The following is an 18020-nucleotide window of genomic DNA, read 5'->3' on the forward strand; positions in this document are numbered from 1 at the left end:
ATCTCCTTTCTGTGTGGTCGATGCGTGGTCGATGCGTGGTCGAAATCAGAGCGAGCGCCCGACCAGTTCGCGCTGAATCTCGTTGGTGCCGCCGTAGATGCGCTGCACGCGGGCATCGGCGTACATGCGGGCGATCGGGTATTCCTTCATGTAGCCGTAGCCGCCGAAAAGTTGCAGGCACTTGTCCATCACCTCGCCCTGCCGCTCGGTCAGCCAGAACTTGGCCATCGACGCCGTCACGGAATCGAGCGCGCCATCGATCCATTGCTGCACCACCGTGTCCGAGAATGCGCAGGAAGCGGTTAGCACAGCCTTCACGTCGGCCAGCACGAAGCGCGTGTTCTGGAAGTCGCCGATGGCCTTGCCGAATGCCTTTCGCTCCTTCACGTACTCGACCGTCATGTCAAAGGCATGGCGCATGGCCCCTACGGCATGGATCGCCAGTTGAGCGCGCTCGTACGGAAGCTGATTCATCAGTTGGTAGAAGCCCTGGCCCTCGACGCCGCCGAGCAGGGCGTCGGCCGGTACGGCGCAGTCGTCGAAGAACATTTCGGAGGTGTCCTGCCCCTCCATGCCGATCTTGTCCAGCGCCTTGCCGCGGCGAAAGCCTGGCGAGGTCGTGTCCACCAGCATCAGCGAGATCCCCTTGGCGCCCAGGGCCGTGTCGGTCTTGGTCACGACCAGCACCACATCGCACAACTGGCCGTTGGAGATGAACGTTTTCGCGCCATTGACGACATAGTGGTCGCCCCGGCGTTCCGCGCGCGTGCGCACAGCCTGCAGATCCGAGCCGGTGCCGGGCTCCGTCATGGCAATGGCCGCCACGACTTCGCCGCTGCACACGCCTGGCAGCCAGCGTTGCTTCTGCGCCTCGGTACCGTAGCGGGTGAGGTAGTGGGCGACGATATGGTTCATGCCCACGCCGAGCGCAAGGGCGGTATTGCCGCTATAGCCGAACTCTTCGAAGACCACTGCAGCATGCGCCGGTGTGCCGCCCGCGCCACCGTACTCCTCGGGCACGTCGGGCAGGATCATGCCGAGTGCTCCGGCCATGCGCCATGCCTCGCGCGTCGGCTGCCCGGCTTCCCGCCACTTCATATCATTCGGCTCGAGCTGCTCGCGCGCAAAACGCCGCACGGCATCCCGGAACTGCAACAGGTCGTCAGTCATCCACGCCGGCCGGTAACTCTGGAACATCGCCCCCTCCTATCACTGGTAGTCGTCAAGTGACAGGAGGGTATCGGCTGACTTGCTGCGGCGCACCTCGCGCCACGGGGGATGCGGGCTGGCGGCCCTCCCCCCCGCCACGGGGTGGGGGCCGGGCAAACGCACCATCCCACACTCGGCGGAAAACGCCCGGGAGGCAGGCGTTCCGCCGCCCGCGCACACCCGTCCATCCACCTCAGCCTGACAGCCATGCACTCCTACCCGACATCCGGCGACCTTCGCGTCCAGATCGAGCAGCACGTCGCGACCATCGAGTTTTCCCGGCCACCAAACAACCATTTCGACGAAGCGCTCATCGGCGCGCTGGCAGACGTGATGGAAGCGCTTGACACCGATGCATCATGCCGCGCCATCGTGCTGGCTTCCGACGGCAAGGTGTTCTGCGCCGGCGCCGATTTCTCCGCGCCGCAATATAACGATGGACGCCCGCTCAATGCGGGCATGCTGTACAAGAAGGGACTGCGCATGTTCCGCACGCGCAAGCCGGTCGTAGCCGCCATTCAGGGCGCCGCCATCGGCGGCGGCCTCGGACTCGCACTGGCCGCCGATTTCCGCGTGACCTGCGACGAAGCGCGCTTCAGCGCCAACTTCGCGCGCCTGGGCACACACCCCGGCTTCGGCCTGACGGCCACGCTGCCCCGGCTCGTCGGCCCGCAGCAGGCTGCGCTGCTTTTCTATACCGGGCGCCGCATCAATGGGACCGAAGCAGTACGCATCGGCCTGGCCGACATGCTCGTACGCCAGGCGGAAGTCCGCGGTGCGGCCTGGCAAATCGCGGCGGAAATCGCGGCTTCGGCCCCGTGCTCGGTGATGTCGCTGCGTGAGACGCTGCGCCGCGGCCTGGCCGACGAGGTGGAGGCCGCGACCGAACGGGAGTTCGTCGAGCAACACTGGCAATTCCAGCTGGAAGACTTCCAGGAAGGCAAGGCTGCCGTGGCACAGCGCCGCCCGCCGGTATTCAAGGGCGAGTGAACGAAGACTGACGGTGGCGCACGCCTGGCTCTTATCCCATGAGGAAGGACGCCACACCATCGCGGTGTGGCGTCCACGCCTGTGCGCAGCGCAGCCGCGCTCAGAATACGTGGCGGATGCCAGTGGTCACGCCGACCATGTTCTTCTGTCCCGGCGCTGCCGCGTAGCCGAACGCGAAGGCGTTGTACACACTGTCGAACGCGAGTGCTCCGTTATGGGCCCACGCGGTCGCGATGTACACGTCGGTGCGCTTGCTCAGCGCGTAGTCGAGCGTGAGGCTGACCTGGTACGGATTGGTCGGATTGCTGCCCGGGCCAACAGAACCGGCGACCGTCGGTGCCCGGGTTTCGCGGATATCGGCGTAGAAATAGCCGAGCTGCAGCGCGAGTGCCCGGGTGGCCTGGTAGTTCACGCCGGCCCAGTAGTACCCGTCCCGGATCAGCGAATTGCCGTTGGCGAACTCCGCGCGATTCCAGCGGTAGCCGCCCATCACCTTCAGCGGCCCCGTCGTGTAGCTGGCAGCCGCACCGACCTTGACGATCTTGCCCGTGGAGCCGGTCGTGACAGCCGGATTCCACTGGTCATAGGCCAGGCCGAAGCCGAAGCGCCCGTCGAGGTACAACAGGGACGCGCCCCACGCGGTATTGTCTTTCCAGTTGCCTGGCGTCTCCCCATTGCCGCCGTTGGCCAGCACCGTGCCGCTACCCAGCGCAAACGCGGCGGCGCCGGTGCCGAACGAGTAGTGCGCCACGGTCTGCACCGGCCCATAGGTACCGGTGTACTTGACCATGTTGTTCTCGCGGTAGTTGATGCCCATCTCCCAAATACCCGGCTCGTAAGTTGCCGCAAAGCGCATCGGACTGAAGTTCACAAGACCGTCGGTGATCGAAGTGGCCTGACGGCCAAAGGTGACCTTGTGGTTGGCGTTGCTCAGGCCGACGGTGGCCACGCGGCTGAACAGCATGCCGGCAGTGGACGACTGGACCTGTCCGGAATCGACCTGAAATCCGCTTTCCAGCACGAATACCGCCTGCAGGCCGCCACCAAGATCTTCCGTGCCGCGCAAGCCCCAGCGCGAGGCAGAGAGGCCACCGGCAAACGGCTGGCGAAACAGCGGGCCCACGGACTGCGTGGTTGCGGTTGGCAGCGTGGATGCCCGGTTGACGTACTCGACCGAAGCATCGATCACGCCATAGAGCGTGACGCCAGTCGCGCCATGCGCCATACCGGCCATGGTCATGAGCGTGGCCATTGCAGCCAGCGCGATACGCGATTTCCTCATTCTTGCAAGTCTCCTCGTTCTAGTGGTGATGCGACGCGGGTCCAGGGCGAACAGGCCGCCTCTGTGCCAAGGCTTCGGCGCCGGCGCGGGAAGTTCCATCTCTGCCGGCGCATCAACAGGCTATCGGCGGACAGTGGCGTCCGAGACCACCCTGCTAGTGGTGTGAACTTTCTTGCCCCACCCTTTCCCCCGCCCCGCACACCGCCCATCGGGCCTCAGCCATGCCGACTACTCTCGCCCCGACTGCCATGTCCCATCGAAGCATCGCGTCCCGGTTCGCACCTCCCCGCGCGCGCGCGCATGTCGTGCGTCGCGACAGGCTGATCGCCCGCCTTGCCGCCGCGCAACGCCCCAGGCTTGTACTGCTGAACGCGGGAGCCGGATACGGCAAGACAACCCTGCTCATGCAATGGCGCCAGATGCTGGTGGGAGAAGGCATGGCAGTCGCCTGGCTCTCCGCAGGGCCGATGGACTGCACGCCCAGGCAGTTCTGCGCCTCACTCACCGACGCGCTCCGGCACGCGGACCTGCCCGCGGCAGCGGTACTTGACAGGCTGATGGACGATCTCGCGCTGGACATTGCAGCGGCGTTGGTTCCGGTCCTCGTCAATGCGGTGGCTGCTAGCGAAGCCACGGTGCATCTCCTGATTGATGACTTCCATCATCTGTGCAGCCCTGCAGTGACCGGCATAGTGCAAGCGCTCATCGACGAAGCGCCTCGCAATCTTCAGCTTGTGCTGTCCACGCGAGTCAGGCCCGAACTGCGCCTTGGCAGGCTGCATGCTCTCGATGAGCTCGTCGAACTGGACAGCGCGGCGCTGGCCTTCGATCTTCCGGAGTCAGTGGCCTTCCTGAGCGCACGGTTGGGGCATGCCGCCACGCCCGAACTTGCGCGGGCTGTTCACGACAGTGTCGATGGCTGGCCAGCGGGATTGCAGTTCTATGCGAATGAGGCTGCGCGCGACGTCGCTTCGCGACCGCAGCATCTGCTGCGCGCCAGTAGCCGGCTGGCGGCATATTTCGAGGAAGAGGTCATTGGCGGGCTGTCGCCCCGGCTTCAGGCGCAACTGGAAGCGCTGTCCATCCTTCCTCGCTTTGACACGAGGCTTGCCGCTGCCGTGACCGGCGCCTCAGATGTCCAGGCAGGCATCGACTACGCGCTCTCGCACAATCTCTTCCTGACGCCAGATCCCGGCAGCCATGGACACCACTGGCTGCGCCTGCATCCGCTCTTCGCCAGCCATCTCCGCGAACGCCTGCGCACTTCCGGTCGCGACATGGCAGGGCTGCATCGCACCGCGGCGGAGTCCTTTGAGCGTACGGGCCATCTGGCGGAGGCAGTGCAGCAAGCCATCCTCGGCGGCGATCTGGACGCCACGGTCGCGCTGATCCGACGCTCGGCGCCCGGACTTGGCCTTCCTGTCATCCGACAACTGCGCGGCTGGCTGAAGGTCCTGCCGCTTGCCGCGCTTTCGCGGCACCCCGATATCCTTGCCCGCCTGGCCTGGGCCTGTGTGCTGATGCAACTCCCCGAGGAGGCTCAGCGCTGCATCGACGCGATCCGCCCGCCCGAGGGGACCGGCCATTGCGTGGCCGACGTCTCGCTGTTGCAGGCCACGATCGCCATCCACCACGACAACGTAGCGGCGTGCATGGCGGTGCTGCCTATGGCCCCGGCTGGCGGATGGGGCGAACTGCAGCGCCAGGTGCATGCCGCGCTCACCATCACATGCCTGGCACGCAGCGGCCGCTTCGATGAGGCAAACGCGTGCTACCACGCGGCGGGCACACAGGCGGCGCTCGCCTCGCAACGCGGCCTGGCCTACGTGGCAACGATGGCGGCGGCCCGCGCCCAATGGCTCGAGGGACACGTCCATGAGGCGCAGCGAATGGCGTCTGAGGTACTGGCATCGGTCCCCGCGATACTGCGCCCGACCTCGGCGACGACCTGCCATGCGGCGGTGCTGCTTGCGGAGATTCTCTGCGAGCGGGAATGCTTTGACGCCGCACGCTCGATGCTGGTGGAATGCGAGCCCATGCTGCGTGCGACGCTTCCGGCGACCCGCATCGGCGCCGCGCTCGCACGCGCGCGACTGCCCGCCGCCGGAGAAAGTCCTGCGCAGCGCACCGGCCAACTGGCCCATGCCGAGGCCGCCTTCCGTCGTGATGGCCAGTTGCGCGGCGCCGCCCACATGAGCGCCGAGCAGGTGCGCATGCTGGCCGCCAGCGGCGCACTGCGGCACTGCGAAGGACATGTGCTCGCGCTCGATGCACTGGTCGCCGACAACCAGCGCAACGGCCCCGACGCTGACGAGATTGCGCTGCTGGCGGCACTGTCCGGCGCCCGCTTCGCGCTGGCAATGCAGCGACCCGCCGAGGCCCTGTCGCGTTGCGATGTGGCCGCGGAACTGGCAAAGCGTTATGGCCGCAAGCCGCTGGCAATCAAGGCCCGTCTGCTGCGCGCGGTCGCGTGCGCGGCGATGGGACGGGAAGCGATCGCGCTGGAGCTCGCAAGAAGTGTGATTGACGATGGGATGCGCACCGGCCTGCTGCACTCCCTGCGCGATGAGGGTCCGGCGTGGCGCGATCTGCTCGGCAGGCTGTCATGCGCCGACGACCTGGCCCTGGAAAGCTACCGCTATCGCCTCGCTGCGCCGCTCAGCGTCACGGCTGCGTCGACGGCCCCGGCGATTCCCGCAGCTCTGGTCAACATGGCCGCCGCCCTTCCGACATACGCCGCGACACCCCGGCAGCCCGCTTCACCATTCCGCGCGCTCACCCCGCGTGAACGGCAGATCATGGAACTCGTCGAACAGGGGATGCCGAACAAGCGCATTGCCCACATGCTGGGACTCAGCCTTGATACGATCAAATGGAATATCAAGAATATCTTTGGCAAGCTGCGGGTTTCGAGCCGCTATGAAGCCATCCTTGCCATGCGCCAGCAAGCGCGGATGCAGGTATCGTAAGGGAACGCAGCGAGGGCGGGGATAGCCACTCCCGCCCCCGGAACATCGGCGTCTCGCAACAGCAGCCAGCCCAACGAGTCAGCCGGCGCCAGGCATCAGCGCTGGTGTGACTTGCGCAACTCCGCCTTCAGCACCTTCCCCACACCCGATGTCGGCAGCGATTCGCGCAACTCGACACTGCGCGGAATCTTGTACCCGGCGATCCGCGTGCGGCAATGCGCCTGGATCGATTCCAGCGTGGGCTGCGTGCCCGGCTTCGGGACGATCACAGCGTGCACGGCCTCGCCCCACCTCTCGTGCGGCACGCCGATGACGGCGCTCTGGGAAACGTCCGGGTGGCTGGCAAGGGCATTCTCGACCTCGGCCGAATACACATTCTCGCCGCCCGAAATGATCATGTCTTTGATACGGTCCTTCAGGAACAGGAAGCCGTCTTCGTCCATGTAGCCACCGTCGCCAGTGTGCATCCAGCCGTCACGGATCGCGTCGGCCGTCGCCTCGGGCTTGTTCCAGTAGCCCAGCATCACGCCCGGACCACGTACCGTGATCTCCCCTACGGTCCCGCGCGGCACCTCGCGGCCTTCAGGATCGACGATGCGGATCTCGACCGTGAACGCCGGTACGCCCACCGATCCCATGCGACCGTTTGCCAGGCTTTCCTCGTTATGGTGCTCAGGACCCAGCACGGTCACGACCGGCGACATCTCGGTCATGCCGTAGCCCTGGGCGAAGCCGGCGTTGGGAAACGCCGCACGGGCGCGCTGCAGCAGCGTCAACGACATCGGCGAGGCGCCGTAGCGCAAGTGAGTCAGGCTGCTCAGGTCAAGCGAAGCCGCGCGATCGGGGTTGCGCTCGAGCCAGTCGATCAGCATCTGGAACATGGTCGGCGCCAGCAGCATTTCTGTGGCGCGGGTATCCGAGATGGTCTGCAACAGCTTGCCGGGGTCAAAGGACGGCACCGCAATGATCGACCCGCCAACCATCATCTGGATATTGATGCTGGAGAACATGGCTAGGTGGAACAACGGCATCACCATGGCGACTCGCGCATCCTTGCTGGTCAGTCCGAACATGATTGCGTTCGTTGCGGATGACAACAAGCCAGCATGGCTGAGCATCACCCCCTTGGGAAAGCCGGTGGTCCCGCCAGTGTAGAAAATCCCGGCCAGGTCGCCGCCGTGGCGATAACGGTCTTCAATGGGCTCTGCATCGGCTATCAGCGCCTCATAGCTCAGCATGCCAGGTGGCGTCTCGCCATCGCCTGCGTAGATGACGTGCCGGAGGTGCTTGCAGTCGGCTGCAACCGCGGTCGCCACGTCCTTGAAATTCTCGTCGACGATCAGCACACCGGTACCGGAATCCTCCAACGAATACAGGATCTCGGCCGCGCTCCAGCGGATATTGACCGGATTCAGCACGGCGCCGGCCCACGGCACCGCCATGTAATACTCGACGTAGCGCGCGCAGTTCAGCGCGAACATGGCGACGCGATCGCCGTCCTGCACGCCAAGCCCGCGCAAGGCGCCGGCGAGCCGCGCCACCCGGTCACCGAGCTGCGCATAGGTGATTTCCTTGCCTTCATAGCGGATTGCGACCTGCTGCGGACGTTGCTGCATGCTCCGATGCAAGCCCTGTGTCATATACATATCAATGTCTCCTTTCCGGCACCAGACGCCGTGGCGCCATTTGTCCAGCGATACTGCCGCAGCGTCACAAGTGTCACCCCTCCCCGCCGTTGGGGGGCCAACACTGGCCTGGCACTAGGGTAAATCAGGATGTGCCTCCGTTTCTGGCTGCAGCGCGTTGCCCCAAACGGTCAGGGCCGACCGTTCCCCACCCCCTTCCCCCACCTCGCGGGGAGGCCGCGGGCGCGAGATTTGGCGCCATGATCCTTCCCTGCGCCGGGGAACAGCACGCACAGCGCGCTGCAGCGCGGCGCCAGGAAAACACGCGAGGTCATGCATGCCATCGCGAACGAACAGGAGACAGGCTATGTACAACAAGCTGCTGGGTGGCTGCGCTCTTACACTCTGCGCCGCCGGCGTATTCGCAACGACTGCCATTGCCGCCGATGCGCCATATCCGAGCCGTCCGATCACCTTCGTCCTGTCGGGTCCGCCGGGAGGCGCCGGCGACACCGTCGCCCGACAACTGGCCGAAGACCTCGGCGCTCGCCTCGGCCAGCCGATCGTGGTCGACAACAAGCCGGGCGCGGCCGGCATCATTGGCACCAACGCGGTGGCCAAGGCCGCACCGGACGGCTACACGATTCTGATCACGGTAACGCAATCCGTCCTTAACAACCGGTTCCTGTTTTCCAGGCTTCCCTACGACCCCCTGCGCGACCTCACCTTCATCACCGAGGTCGCGGGGGGCAACATGCTGATGACCGTCTCGTCGAGCCTGCCGGTGACCAACGTCAAGGAACTCCTTGCCTATGGCAGCAAACACGGCCTGAGTTTTGCCAACTGGGGCGCGGGATCGTATGCCCACCTCGTGGCCAGCTATCTCGGCAAGTCCAGGAACCTCGACGTCACGCCAATCGCGTACAAGGGCGAAGCGCCGATACTGCAGGACATCGCTGGTGGCAACGTCAACGTCGGCATCAGTTCGCTCAACACTACGCTGCCTTTCCTGCAGAGCGGACGGGTGCGCGCGATCGGCGCGACCGGCAAGGACCGGCTGGCGACGCTTCCCAACGTGCCGACGCTCGCTGAACAGGGCCTGGCCGAGCCCGAGTACGACATGTCCGGCATCATCGTGATGATGGCCCCCGCAGGCACGCCCGCTCCCATCCTGGAACGCCTCGAGAAAGATGCGCGTGCCGCCATCGACAGCGCGAAGTTCCGCGACCGGATGCAACTGCTCGGCTTCTACCCGCTCGGCGGCGGTGCCAGGCAGGCGCGCAAGCACTATGAGGAGATGTATCCCGTGCAGCAGCGCCTCGTGAAGATCAGCGGAGCAAAGCTGGACTAAAAGCGCGCAACGGATTTCCTGCGACTGAGCCGCTCAGCCAGAGTTGTCGCGTTCACCGCGCTGGCATTTCGTAGTCCAAACAAGTAACCGTAGGAGTAGGAGCACCATGCTGTCAGGCATCAGGATCGTCGAAATTTGCGGGATCGGACCAGGCCCGTTCTGCGCCATGCATCTGGCCGATTTGGGAGCGGACGTCATCGCCGTGGAGCGTGCCGCGTCGGGCCCTCTCGGCGCAGCCAAGGCTGCGGGCTCCGTACTCAACCGCGGCAAACGGTCTGTGGTTGCCGACCTCAAGACTGAGGCGGGACGCGAGATGGTAATGCGCCTGATCGAGGACGCCGACGCGCTGATTGAAGGCATGCGCCCCGGCGTGATGGAGCGCCTTGGTCTTGGCCCGCAAGCCTGCCTTGCCCGGAACCCGCGACTCGTATACGGGCGCATGACCTGCTGGGGTCAGGACGGCCCGCTGTCCCAGGCCGCCGGCCATGACAACAACTACATTGCGCTGTCCGGAGCGCTCTATCACAACGGCGGAGCTGCCGAACCGCCCTCGTCCGCCATCACGCTGGTTGGCGATATCGGCGGCGGTGCCCTCTATCTGGCCGTCGGGCTGCTGTCCGGCATCCTGAACTCACGCAGCACAGGCAAGGGCACGGTCGTGGATGCCGCAATCGTCGACGGCTCCGCGCACATGATGCAGCTCCTGCTTGGCATGAAGCCGGCGGGCGTGGTCGCGGAAGAGCGCGGCAAAAGCATGCACGACAGTTCCCACTTCTATGCGACCTATCGATGCGCGGACGGTCACTTCGTGACGGTGGGCGCGATCGAGTCCCAGTTCCACCAGCTGCTGCTTCAAAAGCTGGGCCTGGCGGATGACGCACGCTTCGCTCAGTGGGACCGCGCGCGCTGGCCCGAACTGCAACGTCACCTGGCCGAGGTATTTGCGAGCCGCACCCGCGATGAGTGGCGCGCATTGCTGGAGGGCACCGACGTGTGTTTCGGGCCGGTTCTGAGCCCCGATGAAGCCGCCACACATCCGCACAATGTCGCGCGTGGCATCTATTTCGAGCGCGACGGCTATCTGCAAGCCAGCCCGGCGCCGCGCTTTGACGGCAAGGCATTGCCGGCCGGCGCCCTTCCCCTTCGCGGCCAGCATACTGAGGAGATCTCCACTGCGTGTCGCAGATGCATCGGTCATGCCGACGCCATGGACGGAGGCCATCACGGGAACAGCGGTGATCCGGTATTGCAACCCCGCCGCTGCCGGACCACACCCGGATAGTCAGAACCGGTGCCGCATGCCCGTGGTGACCACGACCTGGTCGCGTCCGGCAGAGACCGGATATCCGAAGATCGCGGCTGCCGGCGCGTCGCCCATGGCCCGCTGGTAGCGGCCTATCAGGAAAATGTCGGTTCGCTTGGACAGGAACTGGTCCACGAACAGGGTAAATTGCTGCCACTTCGGTTCCTGGCCACCTGAGTACTTGCCGCTCGCGTAAAGATACGCCGCGCCAAGATAGGTATTGCGCACCACCTGGTGGGTGATATTGAGGTGGTAGTTGTTGACGCGGAGGTCACTGTTGTCGGCATAGGTCAGTCGCGTGTCCGTCGCCAGTGCGCCGATCTGCGTCTTGCCAAAGGTGTACATGCCACCAGCCGCCGTCACGCGCTGGCGGCGCACGCCGGCGCCGGGGTTTTCGATGCTGCGCTTGAACATCGTGCCATAGTCCCCGACCACGGCCCCGCCGGTGTTGTCGGGGCTGGCGGGGTTGTCCAGGGTGGTATGGGCCAGCGCCAGCTTGAGGCCGTTACGCTCGTAGTCCACGCCGAAGCTGTAAGCGCGGTTGTTGGCGATATCGCCCGCCTTGTCGCTGGCGCCGTACATGGCCATGGCCTTCAGCCCGCCAAAGTCGGGCGTCATGTAACGGATAGCGTTCTGTACCCTGAAAGAGTTGAAGGCATTGTCGATATCGCCCACGCTCACCGCGTTGCCTGCGGTCTCGATCCGGCCCAGGAACTGCGGCACGGCGTCGTACTGCCGGCCCAGCGTAAGCGTGCCGGCACTGGCACTGGACAAACCCACATAGGCCTGGCGGCCGAACAGGCGGCCGTTCTGGCCCAGGGTGCCGTTCTTCATGCTGAAGCCTGACTCCAGCTGGAAGATGGCCTGCAGGCCCTGGCCCAGATCCTCGCTGCCGCGCAGGCCCCAGCGGGGACTCTGCAGGTTGCCGCTCTCGGCCATGAAGAGCGGATGGCCGCCCGCATTGCTGACGTAGGCCACGCCGGCCGACAGCAGGCCGTACAGCTCCAGATTCCCCTGTGCCTGCGCACAGGCCCCCATCGCCATCAGTCCGGTGCCGATGGCATATCGCTTGAACTTCAACTTACTCCTCCCTGGTCTTCTTTTGTTTTCCTGCGGTGCGTCTGCCGCCAGATCTATTCGCGGATGCCGGCGCTCTCCACGATCCGGGCGTAGCGCCCCTGCTCTCGCCGGATAAAGGCCGCAAAGCCGGCAGGATCGCCGCTGCCCGGCGTGACGCCCTGATCTTTCATGATCCTGGCCACATCACCTGAGGCCAGGATGGCGTTCAGCTCGCGGTTCAGCCGCTCCACGATGGGCGCGGGCGTCCGTGCCGGCGCGAACAAGCCGGTCCAGCTGTTGACCTCGAAGCCCTTGAAGGCGGGCGTCTCCGCTGCCGCCGGAACCTTGGGCAATGCATCGAGGCGCCGTGCCGAGGTCACCGCGACACCCTTGATCTTCCCGGCCGCCACGTTCGGGATAGCCGAAGCGCTGATCAGCATGGCCAGGTCAACCTGCTGGCCCATCAGGTCGGTCACCTGCTGGGCGGCGCCGCGGTACGGGACGTGCGTGATCTCGACCTTGGCCTGGGCCTTGATCATTTCCATGGCCACATGCAGCACGGTGCCGATGCCGGAGGTGGCGTAAGTCAGCTTGCCCGGCTGGGCGCGCGCCAGCTTCAGCACCTCGTCCAGGGTGTTCGCCTGCAGGCCTGAGCGAGCCACCAGCACCATGGCGGCGGTATTGACCAGGCCGATCGGCTCCAGGTCCTTGAGCGCGTCGTACTTGACCGCCCCCGGATTGACCAGCCGGGCGATCGCGATCGAGCTGTCCGCGCCCATCACCAGGGTGTAGCCGTCCGGTGCTGCCTGTACCGCCCGGCGCACGCCGATCACGCCACCGGCGCCAGTGGTGTTGTCCACCACCACCGACTGGTGCAGCCGCTCGCTCAGTTTTTGCGCGAGCATGCGCGCGATCACGTCAGTGCTGCCGCCTGCGCTGTACGGCACGACCAGGGTGATGGGCTTCGCGGCGGGCCAGGCTGGTTCGGCGGCCGCGGCCATCACGGGTGCGGCAAGCGCGATCGGCAGCAGCGCGCGGGTCAGCAGGCGGCGGAGCCGCAATCGGGCAAAACGGGCAAGCATGGCGAGGCTCCAGAGGAAGGAATCGGGCGGTTCCTGCAGATCGGGTCTGCAGGAACGGAAAAAAACGCAAAACGAGCCACCGCCGCTCTAGGCGGCCGGGGCCGCGTCCAGCCTGTCGCGCAACGCATCGAACTCAGCGCACGATTGCGCCCGCCAGGCACGGCGGGTGGTGTCATCGATCCACGCGGCGTCCAGGCCGTTGAGCATGAACTGGCGCAGGTCATCCAGGCCGAAGCCGAAATCACGCACCATCATTCCCCATGCCTGGCTGGCGGTAACGTGATGCAGCACAGGGTCATCGGTGTTGGGATGCACACGCAGGCCCAGGCCAGGCATATGGCGGATAGGATGGTCGAGCGCCCAGCGCTCACGCGGCAAGGTGCGCAGGTAGTACGAGTTGGTCGGCACCACGGTAAAGACGATGCCCCGGTCCGCGCAACGCTGTGCGAACTCAGGGTTGTCGATGGCGGTGTAGCCATGATCGATGCGGTCGACCTGCAGCAGGTCCAGGGCGGTGGCCACATTGGTCCACGGCGTGCCGAATTCGCCGGCGTGGGCGGTAGTCTTCAGCCCGGCAGCGCGGGCCTTGCGATAGGCCTCGGCAAACAGTTCAGGGGGCCGGTCGGTCTCGCGGTAGTCGATGCCGATACCGATCACCGCGTCGTTGCGGTCGGCGATGACCCAGTCCACCATCTCGACTGCCTCGGCGGGTTCGGCTTCGCGGTCAATTGACGGCACCAGGCGGCCCACGATGCCGCAGTCGGTCTCGGCATCGTGGATCGCGCGCACGATGGCTTGCATGGCGGCGCGGTAGGGAATGCCGGACTGCCGCATGGTGCCGGTGGGGTTCCAGAAGAACTCGCTGTAGCGGATGCCTTCGGCTGCCGCGTCCTGCAGGTACTCAAAGGCCAGCCGGTACAGATCGTCCGGCTGCCGGATAAGGTGGCTGTTCAGCGCACGCAGCACCCGAAGCACGCCGACCGGCTTCTCGCCCCGGGTGTAGAACACATCGATCTCCGCCGCCGAGAACGGCATGCCTTGCCGGCGCACCAGCTCGGAAAATGTCTCGCGGCGCACACAACCGAACAGGTGGCAATGCAACTCCACTTTGGGCAGCGCTTTGAGGAAGGAATCCAGTGCGGTATCGGTCATGGCGGGCTCGGGCAGCCGCGTTGTGCGCGGCCGGATAGGCGAATGCCCGCATTCTAGGCAAGGGCAGAAAACAAATAAAATTGGTTAATTTTAGAGTTTTATAAATTGCCCTTATGACCGATCCGAGCCGGAAAGCTGAACTCCTGGCCCGCCAGCTGAGCGTGCGCCAGCTTCGGGTATTCCATGTCGTGGCGCGCCTGAACAGCTTCAGCCGCGCGGCAGAGGAACTGTCGCTGACCCAGCCGGCGCTCTCGGCCAGCATCCGCGACCTGGAGCAAATGCTGGCCGTTCGCCTTTTTGACCGGACCACGCACCGGGTCACGCTGACCGAGGCCGGCGCCGCCGTATTGCCGGTGGTCACCTGGCTGCTAAACAGCTACAGCCACGGCATGGAAGACCTGCATCGCATCCTGACGCAGCAGTCTCAGCCGTTGCGGCTTGGCGCCGTGCCGTCCGCAATGCACCTCCTGGCGCCGGCACTGGCGCGCTGGCGCAAGGAGCATGGTGAAGTCAGGGTAATCATGTCCGACATGTTGGGCGAGGCGCTTTTCCAGGCCGTCTACGATGGCGAGATCGACATCGGCCTGGGCTGGGTCACGCGGCCCGCGCCCGAGATCACCGCCATTGAAGTCGGCACGGACCAACTGGTCGCCCTGCTCCCGCGGGACCACCCCCTGGCAAGCAAGCCCGCGCTGCGCTGGCAGCAACTGAAGAACGAACGGCTGGCAGTCTTCAGCCACGGCACCACGCATGAGTCGGCGCTGGCGCTGCTGCAGCAGCAAGGCTTCCACGCCAATGCGGTGGATCGCCTGCAGTACAGCGAATCCCTCTACAGCCTCGTTCGCGCGGGGCTCGCCGTCGGCCTGCTGTCGCGCCTGTACGCTCAGGGCATCAACGATACGGCGCTGCGCGCCATACCTTTGGGCAGTCCCGGCTTTAAGCGCCGCGTGGCGCTGATGATGCGAAAGGAACCGGCGCCCCGGATGCCGTCGGCCGCCGATTGCTTCCGTTTCCTGTCCGACACGGTGCGCTGCTGAGCATTACCCCTGCATCGGGGGACGATGATCCACCGGCGGTTTACTTCGCATGCGAATTATATATACTTCGCATGCGAACCTGTCGCGATGCCTGCACGGCATCATGCAAACCACCTAGGAGACCGACCCATGACCCCCGAAATCCGCATTGACCTCAGCGGCGGCGTACTGACCATGACGCTTGCCCGGCCGGACAAAAAGAATGCTTTGACGAACGAAATGTATGGCGCACTCGCCGACACGATCGAGCAGGCGCAGCAGGACCCGGATATCCGGGTCCTGCTAATTCAGGGAGATGGGGACATGTTTACGGCCGGCAACGACATCGGCGAGTTCGCCGAGATCGCGGCAGGAAAGCGCCCCGGCGAACGTCACGTGCATCGCTTTCTGCATGCTTTGGCAAATTCGACCGTACCGACGGTCGCCGCCGTCAACGGCAAGGCCGTCGGCGTCGGGACCACCATGCTGCTGCATTGCGACTACGTCGTGCTCGGCCAGGATGCGCAACTGATCACGCCTTTCGTCAACCTGGCCCTGGTTCCGGAAGCCGCTTCAAGCTATCTGCTCCCGCTGCGGATCGGCCACGTCAGAGCTTTCGAGATGTTCGCGCTGGGCGAGCCGCTGGATGCGCAAACCGCGGTGGCGTGGGGCATAGCGAACAAGGTTTGCAGCAATGACCAGTTGCGGGCGGAGGCCCGCCGCATGGCCGAGAAGCTTGCCACCAGGCCGGCGGGCTCGCTCAGTGCAATGAAAAAACTGATGCGTGATGCGGAAAAACTGCTATCGCAAATGGACAGCGAAAGCACCCGGTTCGAGGAACGGCTGGCCAGTGCTGAAGCCAGGGAAGCCTTCCTGGCCTTCGCCGAGAAGCGAAAACCGGACTTCACCAGGGTCAACGGACAGTAAGCCGACTGCCTGGCTTCCACGCCGCTGCCTGGGTTACACCTCACCCTCGTCGGCGGCCGGAAACTTCGTCTGCAGGCTGCCCAGCCAGCGCGCGACCACGTCGATCTCTTCCGGGGTGAAGCCCTCGGTCAGTTTGGCATTCAGTACCTTCATGCCCGCCCTGGAACGCTGGCGCGCGGATCGCCCTGCGTCTGTCAGCCAGAGACGCGATGCGCGCCGGTCGGACTCGTCCGGCCGGCGCTCGATCAGGCCGGCCCGTTCGGTCCGGTCGGCGAGGCCACTCATCCCGGGCGCGCCCAGATCCAGCGCCGTGGCGGCCTCGTTCATCAGCGCGCCATCGTTCCTGCCCAGGAAGAACAGCAGCCCAGCCTGGGCGGATGTCACGCCACCCGTGGCAGCGCGCGCTTGTGACCACCGTTGCAGGCGCCGCTGGCCCACATTCAACAGATAGACGAGGCGATGTTCCATGTGTACGAGGGCATTGGAGATACGATTTCGTTCGCATGCGAATATATCATGCCCCCTCCCCTGCACCGCTGGCCGGCCACGAGTCAGGCCAGTTCCTGAAGCAGCGTCGGCACCAGTTCCGACACCGTCGGATGAATGTGCATGGCGCGGCTGACCGTGGTGTAGGGCGCCCTCGCATACATCACGTCGAGCAGGGAGTGAATCACCTCGTCGCCACTCAGGCCGAGAATTGCGGCGCCCAGGATCAGCCGGGTGTCCGCGTCGACCACCACCTTCATGAAGCCCTGGCTCTCGCCCTTCTCCACCGCTCGCCCGACGCGGCTCATGGGGCGCTTGCCAACCAGCACCTTGCGCCCGGACTGCCGGGCTTCCGTCTCCGTCATGCCGGCTCGGCCGAGCGGGGGATCGGTGAACAAGGCATAGGCTGTAATGCGATCCGAAAGCTTGCGCGGATCGTTGTCGAGCAGGTTGGCCGCAACGATCTCATGGTCGTGATACGACGTATGCGTGAAAGCCCCGCGGCCATTGCAGTCGCCCAGTGCCCAGACGCCGGGGACGTTGGTCTGCAACCGTTCATCCACCTTGATATAGCCGCGGTCGTCGGTCTCGATGCCGGCCTTGTCGAGTTGCAGGTCATCCGTGTTGGGCACGCGCCCGACCGCCAGCAGCAGGTGCGACCCCTGAACGTTGCGCGCTCCATCCGCGCAATCCAGCCCGACGGCGATGCGGTCGCCTTCCCGGCGCGCGCTCAGGCAGTTGGCATTGAGCCGGATTTCGACGCCCTCGCCGGCCAAGATTTCGTGCACCGCCTGTGACACGTCCTCGTCTTCGCGCTGGATCAAGCGCGGACCCTTTTCGACAACGGTCACCGTCGCGCCAAAACGCCGGTACATCTGGGCAAACTCCAGACCGATGTAGCTGCCGCCAACAATGACCAGGTGCTCTGGGAGGTAATCGACATCCATCATCCCCGAATTGGTCAGGTACGCAACCTGGTCAAGCCCGGGCATGGGCGGAACCAGGGCCCGGCCGCCGACGTTGATGAAGATCCGGTCGGCTTCCAGCAATTCACCGTTGACCCGCACACCGTGCGCGTTCTCGAACACCGCGTGACCGTGGTAGACCGAGCCGTTCGCCAGGCCGCGCATCCACGCTTCCACGCCGTTGGCGGACCGGCCGGAAATTTCATCCTTGCGTTGCTTTACCTGCTTCATGTCGACGGCCACCGGACCGCCGATGGTCACGCCATACTCGGCCGCGCGCCGCGCCAAGTGGGCCGCATACGCGCTTGCGATCAAAGTCTTGGTCGGGATGCAGCCAGTGTTGACGCAGGTGCCGCCAAAACGCGAGCGCTCGATGACCGCCACGTTCATGCCGGCGCCTGAGAGCCTTGCTGCGAGCGCGGGACCGGCTTGTCCGGTGCCGATGATGATCGCGTCGAATCTTCGGGCCATCGCGACTCTCCTTGGCTTGTGCCGCGCCAACGGCAGTGGACAGCAGGCACCGCGGTGGCCCGCAGCATCCCGTGCCAGGACCACGCTCGCCTGGCCACAAACAACTTTAGGTGAAATCAGTCAAAGATGGGCC

Annotated in this window: 14 protein-coding genes; 6 read left to right on the forward strand and 8 right to left on the reverse strand. The window is 65.2% G+C overall.

What is annotated here, in order from left to right:
• Positions 1-45: 45 nt before the first annotated feature.
• Complete coding sequence (locus ACIP1U_RS19130; RefSeq protein WP_400317866.1) at positions 46-1197, reverse strand: acyl-CoA dehydrogenase family protein; 1152 nt, start codon at positions 1195-1197, stop codon at positions 46-48.
• A 219-nt stretch (positions 1198-1416) separates the two neighbouring features.
• Here ACIP1U_RS19130 and ACIP1U_RS19135 point away from each other — a divergent pair, with 219 nt between their 5' ends.
• The gene (locus tag ACIP1U_RS19135) at positions 1417-2199 is read left to right on the forward strand and encodes an enoyl-CoA hydratase/isomerase family protein (RefSeq protein ID WP_400317869.1); all 783 of its coding nucleotides are present in this window, start codon (positions 1417-1419) and stop codon (positions 2197-2199) included.
• A 100-nt stretch (positions 2200-2299) separates the two neighbouring features.
• Here ACIP1U_RS19135 and ACIP1U_RS19140 read toward each other — a convergent pair whose 3' ends face one another.
• Positions 2300-3481 carry a porin gene (locus ACIP1U_RS19140; RefSeq protein WP_400317871.1) on the reverse strand — a complete coding sequence of 394 codons (1182 nt, stop codon included), beginning with the start codon at positions 3479-3481 and terminating at the stop codon, positions 2300-2302.
• Positions 3482-3729: 248 nt separating this feature from the next.
• On the opposite strand from ACIP1U_RS19140, the gene ACIP1U_RS19145 reads away from it, so the two are divergent.
• Entirely contained in the window at positions 3730-6450 is a 2721-nt protein-coding gene (locus ACIP1U_RS19145) for a LuxR C-terminal-related transcriptional regulator (protein ID WP_400317873.1), read from the forward strand.
• Positions 6451-6545: 95 nt separating this feature from the next.
• On the opposite strand, the gene ACIP1U_RS19150 is transcribed toward ACIP1U_RS19145, so the two are convergent.
• Positions 6546-8096 carry a long-chain-fatty-acid--CoA ligase gene (locus tag ACIP1U_RS19150; RefSeq protein ID WP_400317876.1) on the reverse strand — a complete coding sequence of 517 codons (1551 nt, stop codon included), beginning with the start codon at positions 8094-8096 and terminating at the stop codon, positions 6546-6548.
• Between the two features lie 346 nt (positions 8097-8442).
• On the opposite strand from ACIP1U_RS19150, the gene ACIP1U_RS19155 reads away from it, so the two are divergent.
• Positions 8443-9426: a Bug family tripartite tricarboxylate transporter substrate binding protein gene (locus ACIP1U_RS19155; RefSeq protein WP_400317878.1), complete on the forward strand. Its 984-nt coding sequence runs from the start codon at positions 8443-8445 to the stop codon at positions 9424-9426.
• Between the two features lie 106 nt (positions 9427-9532).
• A complete protein-coding gene (locus ACIP1U_RS19160; protein ID WP_400317881.1) occupies positions 9533-10708 on the forward strand; it encodes a CaiB/BaiF CoA transferase family protein in 1176 nt (391 codons plus the stop codon).
• Here ACIP1U_RS19160 and ACIP1U_RS19165 read toward each other — a convergent pair whose 3' ends face one another.
• The 3 genes from ACIP1U_RS19165 to add form a co-directional block, all read right to left on the reverse strand.
• Entirely contained in the window at positions 10709-11809 is a 1101-nt protein-coding gene (locus ACIP1U_RS19165) for a porin (RefSeq protein WP_400317884.1), read from the reverse strand.
• Positions 11810-11862: 53 nt separating this feature from the next.
• Complete coding sequence (locus ACIP1U_RS19170) at positions 11863-12870, reverse strand: Bug family tripartite tricarboxylate transporter substrate binding protein (protein ID WP_400317886.1); 1008 nt, start codon at positions 12868-12870, stop codon at positions 11863-11865.
• Positions 12871-12957: 87 nt separating this feature from the next.
• Complete coding sequence (gene add, locus ACIP1U_RS19175; RefSeq protein WP_400317889.1) at positions 12958-14022, reverse strand: adenosine deaminase; 1065 nt, start codon at positions 14020-14022, stop codon at positions 12958-12960.
• 113 nt (positions 14023-14135) lie between these two features.
• On the opposite strand from add, the gene ACIP1U_RS19180 reads away from it, so the two are divergent.
• Together ACIP1U_RS19180 and ACIP1U_RS19185 are read left to right on the forward strand one after the other, a co-directional pair.
• On the forward strand, positions 14136-15059 hold the full coding sequence (locus tag ACIP1U_RS19180) for a LysR family transcriptional regulator (RefSeq protein ID WP_400317892.1): 924 nt from the start codon (positions 14136-14138) through the stop codon (positions 15057-15059).
• 129 nt (positions 15060-15188) lie between these two features.
• A complete protein-coding gene (locus ACIP1U_RS19185) occupies positions 15189-15965 on the forward strand; it encodes an enoyl-CoA hydratase (RefSeq protein ID WP_400317895.1) in 777 nt (258 codons plus the stop codon).
• 33 nt (positions 15966-15998) lie between these two features.
• Here ACIP1U_RS19185 and ACIP1U_RS19190 read toward each other — a convergent pair whose 3' ends face one another.
• Together ACIP1U_RS19190 and ACIP1U_RS19195 are read right to left on the reverse strand one after the other, a co-directional pair.
• On the reverse strand, positions 15999-16433 hold the full coding sequence (locus ACIP1U_RS19190) for a MarR family winged helix-turn-helix transcriptional regulator (protein WP_400317897.1): 435 nt from the start codon (positions 16431-16433) through the stop codon (positions 15999-16001).
• An 83-nt stretch (positions 16434-16516) separates the two neighbouring features.
• A complete protein-coding gene (locus ACIP1U_RS19195; RefSeq protein ID WP_400317900.1) occupies positions 16517-17887 on the reverse strand; it encodes an FAD-containing oxidoreductase in 1371 nt (456 codons plus the stop codon).
• Between the last annotated feature and the right edge of the window lie 133 nt (positions 17888-18020).

Origin of the sequence: Cupriavidus sp. NPDC089707 (assembly GCF_044748965.1) — a bacterium.
Taxonomy (GTDB): Bacteria; Pseudomonadota; Gammaproteobacteria; order Burkholderiales; family Burkholderiaceae; genus Cupriavidus.

What these genes read in the sequence shown, in the direction of transcription:
- ACIP1U_RS19170 (WP_400317886.1), bottom strand. Translation starts at nt 12,870, where the DNA reads ATGCTTGCCCGTTTTGCCCGATTGCGGCTCCGCCGCCTGCTGACCCGC.
- ACIP1U_RS19135 (WP_400317869.1), top strand. Translation starts at nt 1,417, where the DNA reads ATGCACTCCTACCCGACATCCGGCGACCTTCGCGTCCAGATCGAGCAG.
- ACIP1U_RS19145 (WP_400317873.1), top strand. Translation starts at nt 3,730, where the DNA reads ATGTCCCATCGAAGCATCGCGTCCCGGTTCGCACCTCCCCGCGCGCGC.
- ACIP1U_RS19180 (WP_400317892.1), top strand. Translation starts at nt 14,136, where the DNA reads ATGACCGATCCGAGCCGGAAAGCTGAACTCCTGGCCCGCCAGCTGAGC.
- ACIP1U_RS19140 (WP_400317871.1), bottom strand. Translation starts at nt 3,481, where the DNA reads ATGAGGAAATCGCGTATCGCGCTGGCTGCAATGGCCACGCTCATGACC.
- ACIP1U_RS19160 (WP_400317881.1), top strand. Translation starts at nt 9,533, where the DNA reads ATGCTGTCAGGCATCAGGATCGTCGAAATTTGCGGGATCGGACCAGGC.
- ACIP1U_RS19195 (WP_400317900.1), bottom strand. Translation starts at nt 17,887, where the DNA reads ATGGCCCGAAGATTCGACGCGATCATCATCGGCACCGGACAAGCCGGT.
- ACIP1U_RS19190 (WP_400317897.1), bottom strand. Translation starts at nt 16,433, where the DNA reads ATGGAACATCGCCTCGTCTATCTGTTGAATGTGGGCCAGCGGCGCCTG.
- ACIP1U_RS19185 (WP_400317895.1), top strand. Translation starts at nt 15,189, where the DNA reads ATGACCCCCGAAATCCGCATTGACCTCAGCGGCGGCGTACTGACCATG.
- add (WP_400317889.1), bottom strand. Translation starts at nt 14,022, where the DNA reads ATGACCGATACCGCACTGGATTCCTTCCTCAAAGCGCTGCCCAAAGTG.
- ACIP1U_RS19155 (WP_400317878.1), top strand. Translation starts at nt 8,443, where the DNA reads ATGTACAACAAGCTGCTGGGTGGCTGCGCTCTTACACTCTGCGCCGCC.
- ACIP1U_RS19150 (WP_400317876.1), bottom strand. Translation starts at nt 8,096, where the DNA reads ATGTATATGACACAGGGCTTGCATCGGAGCATGCAGCAACGTCCGCAG.
- ACIP1U_RS19130 (WP_400317866.1), bottom strand. Translation starts at nt 1,197, where the DNA reads ATGTTCCAGAGTTACCGGCCGGCGTGGATGACTGACGACCTGTTGCAG.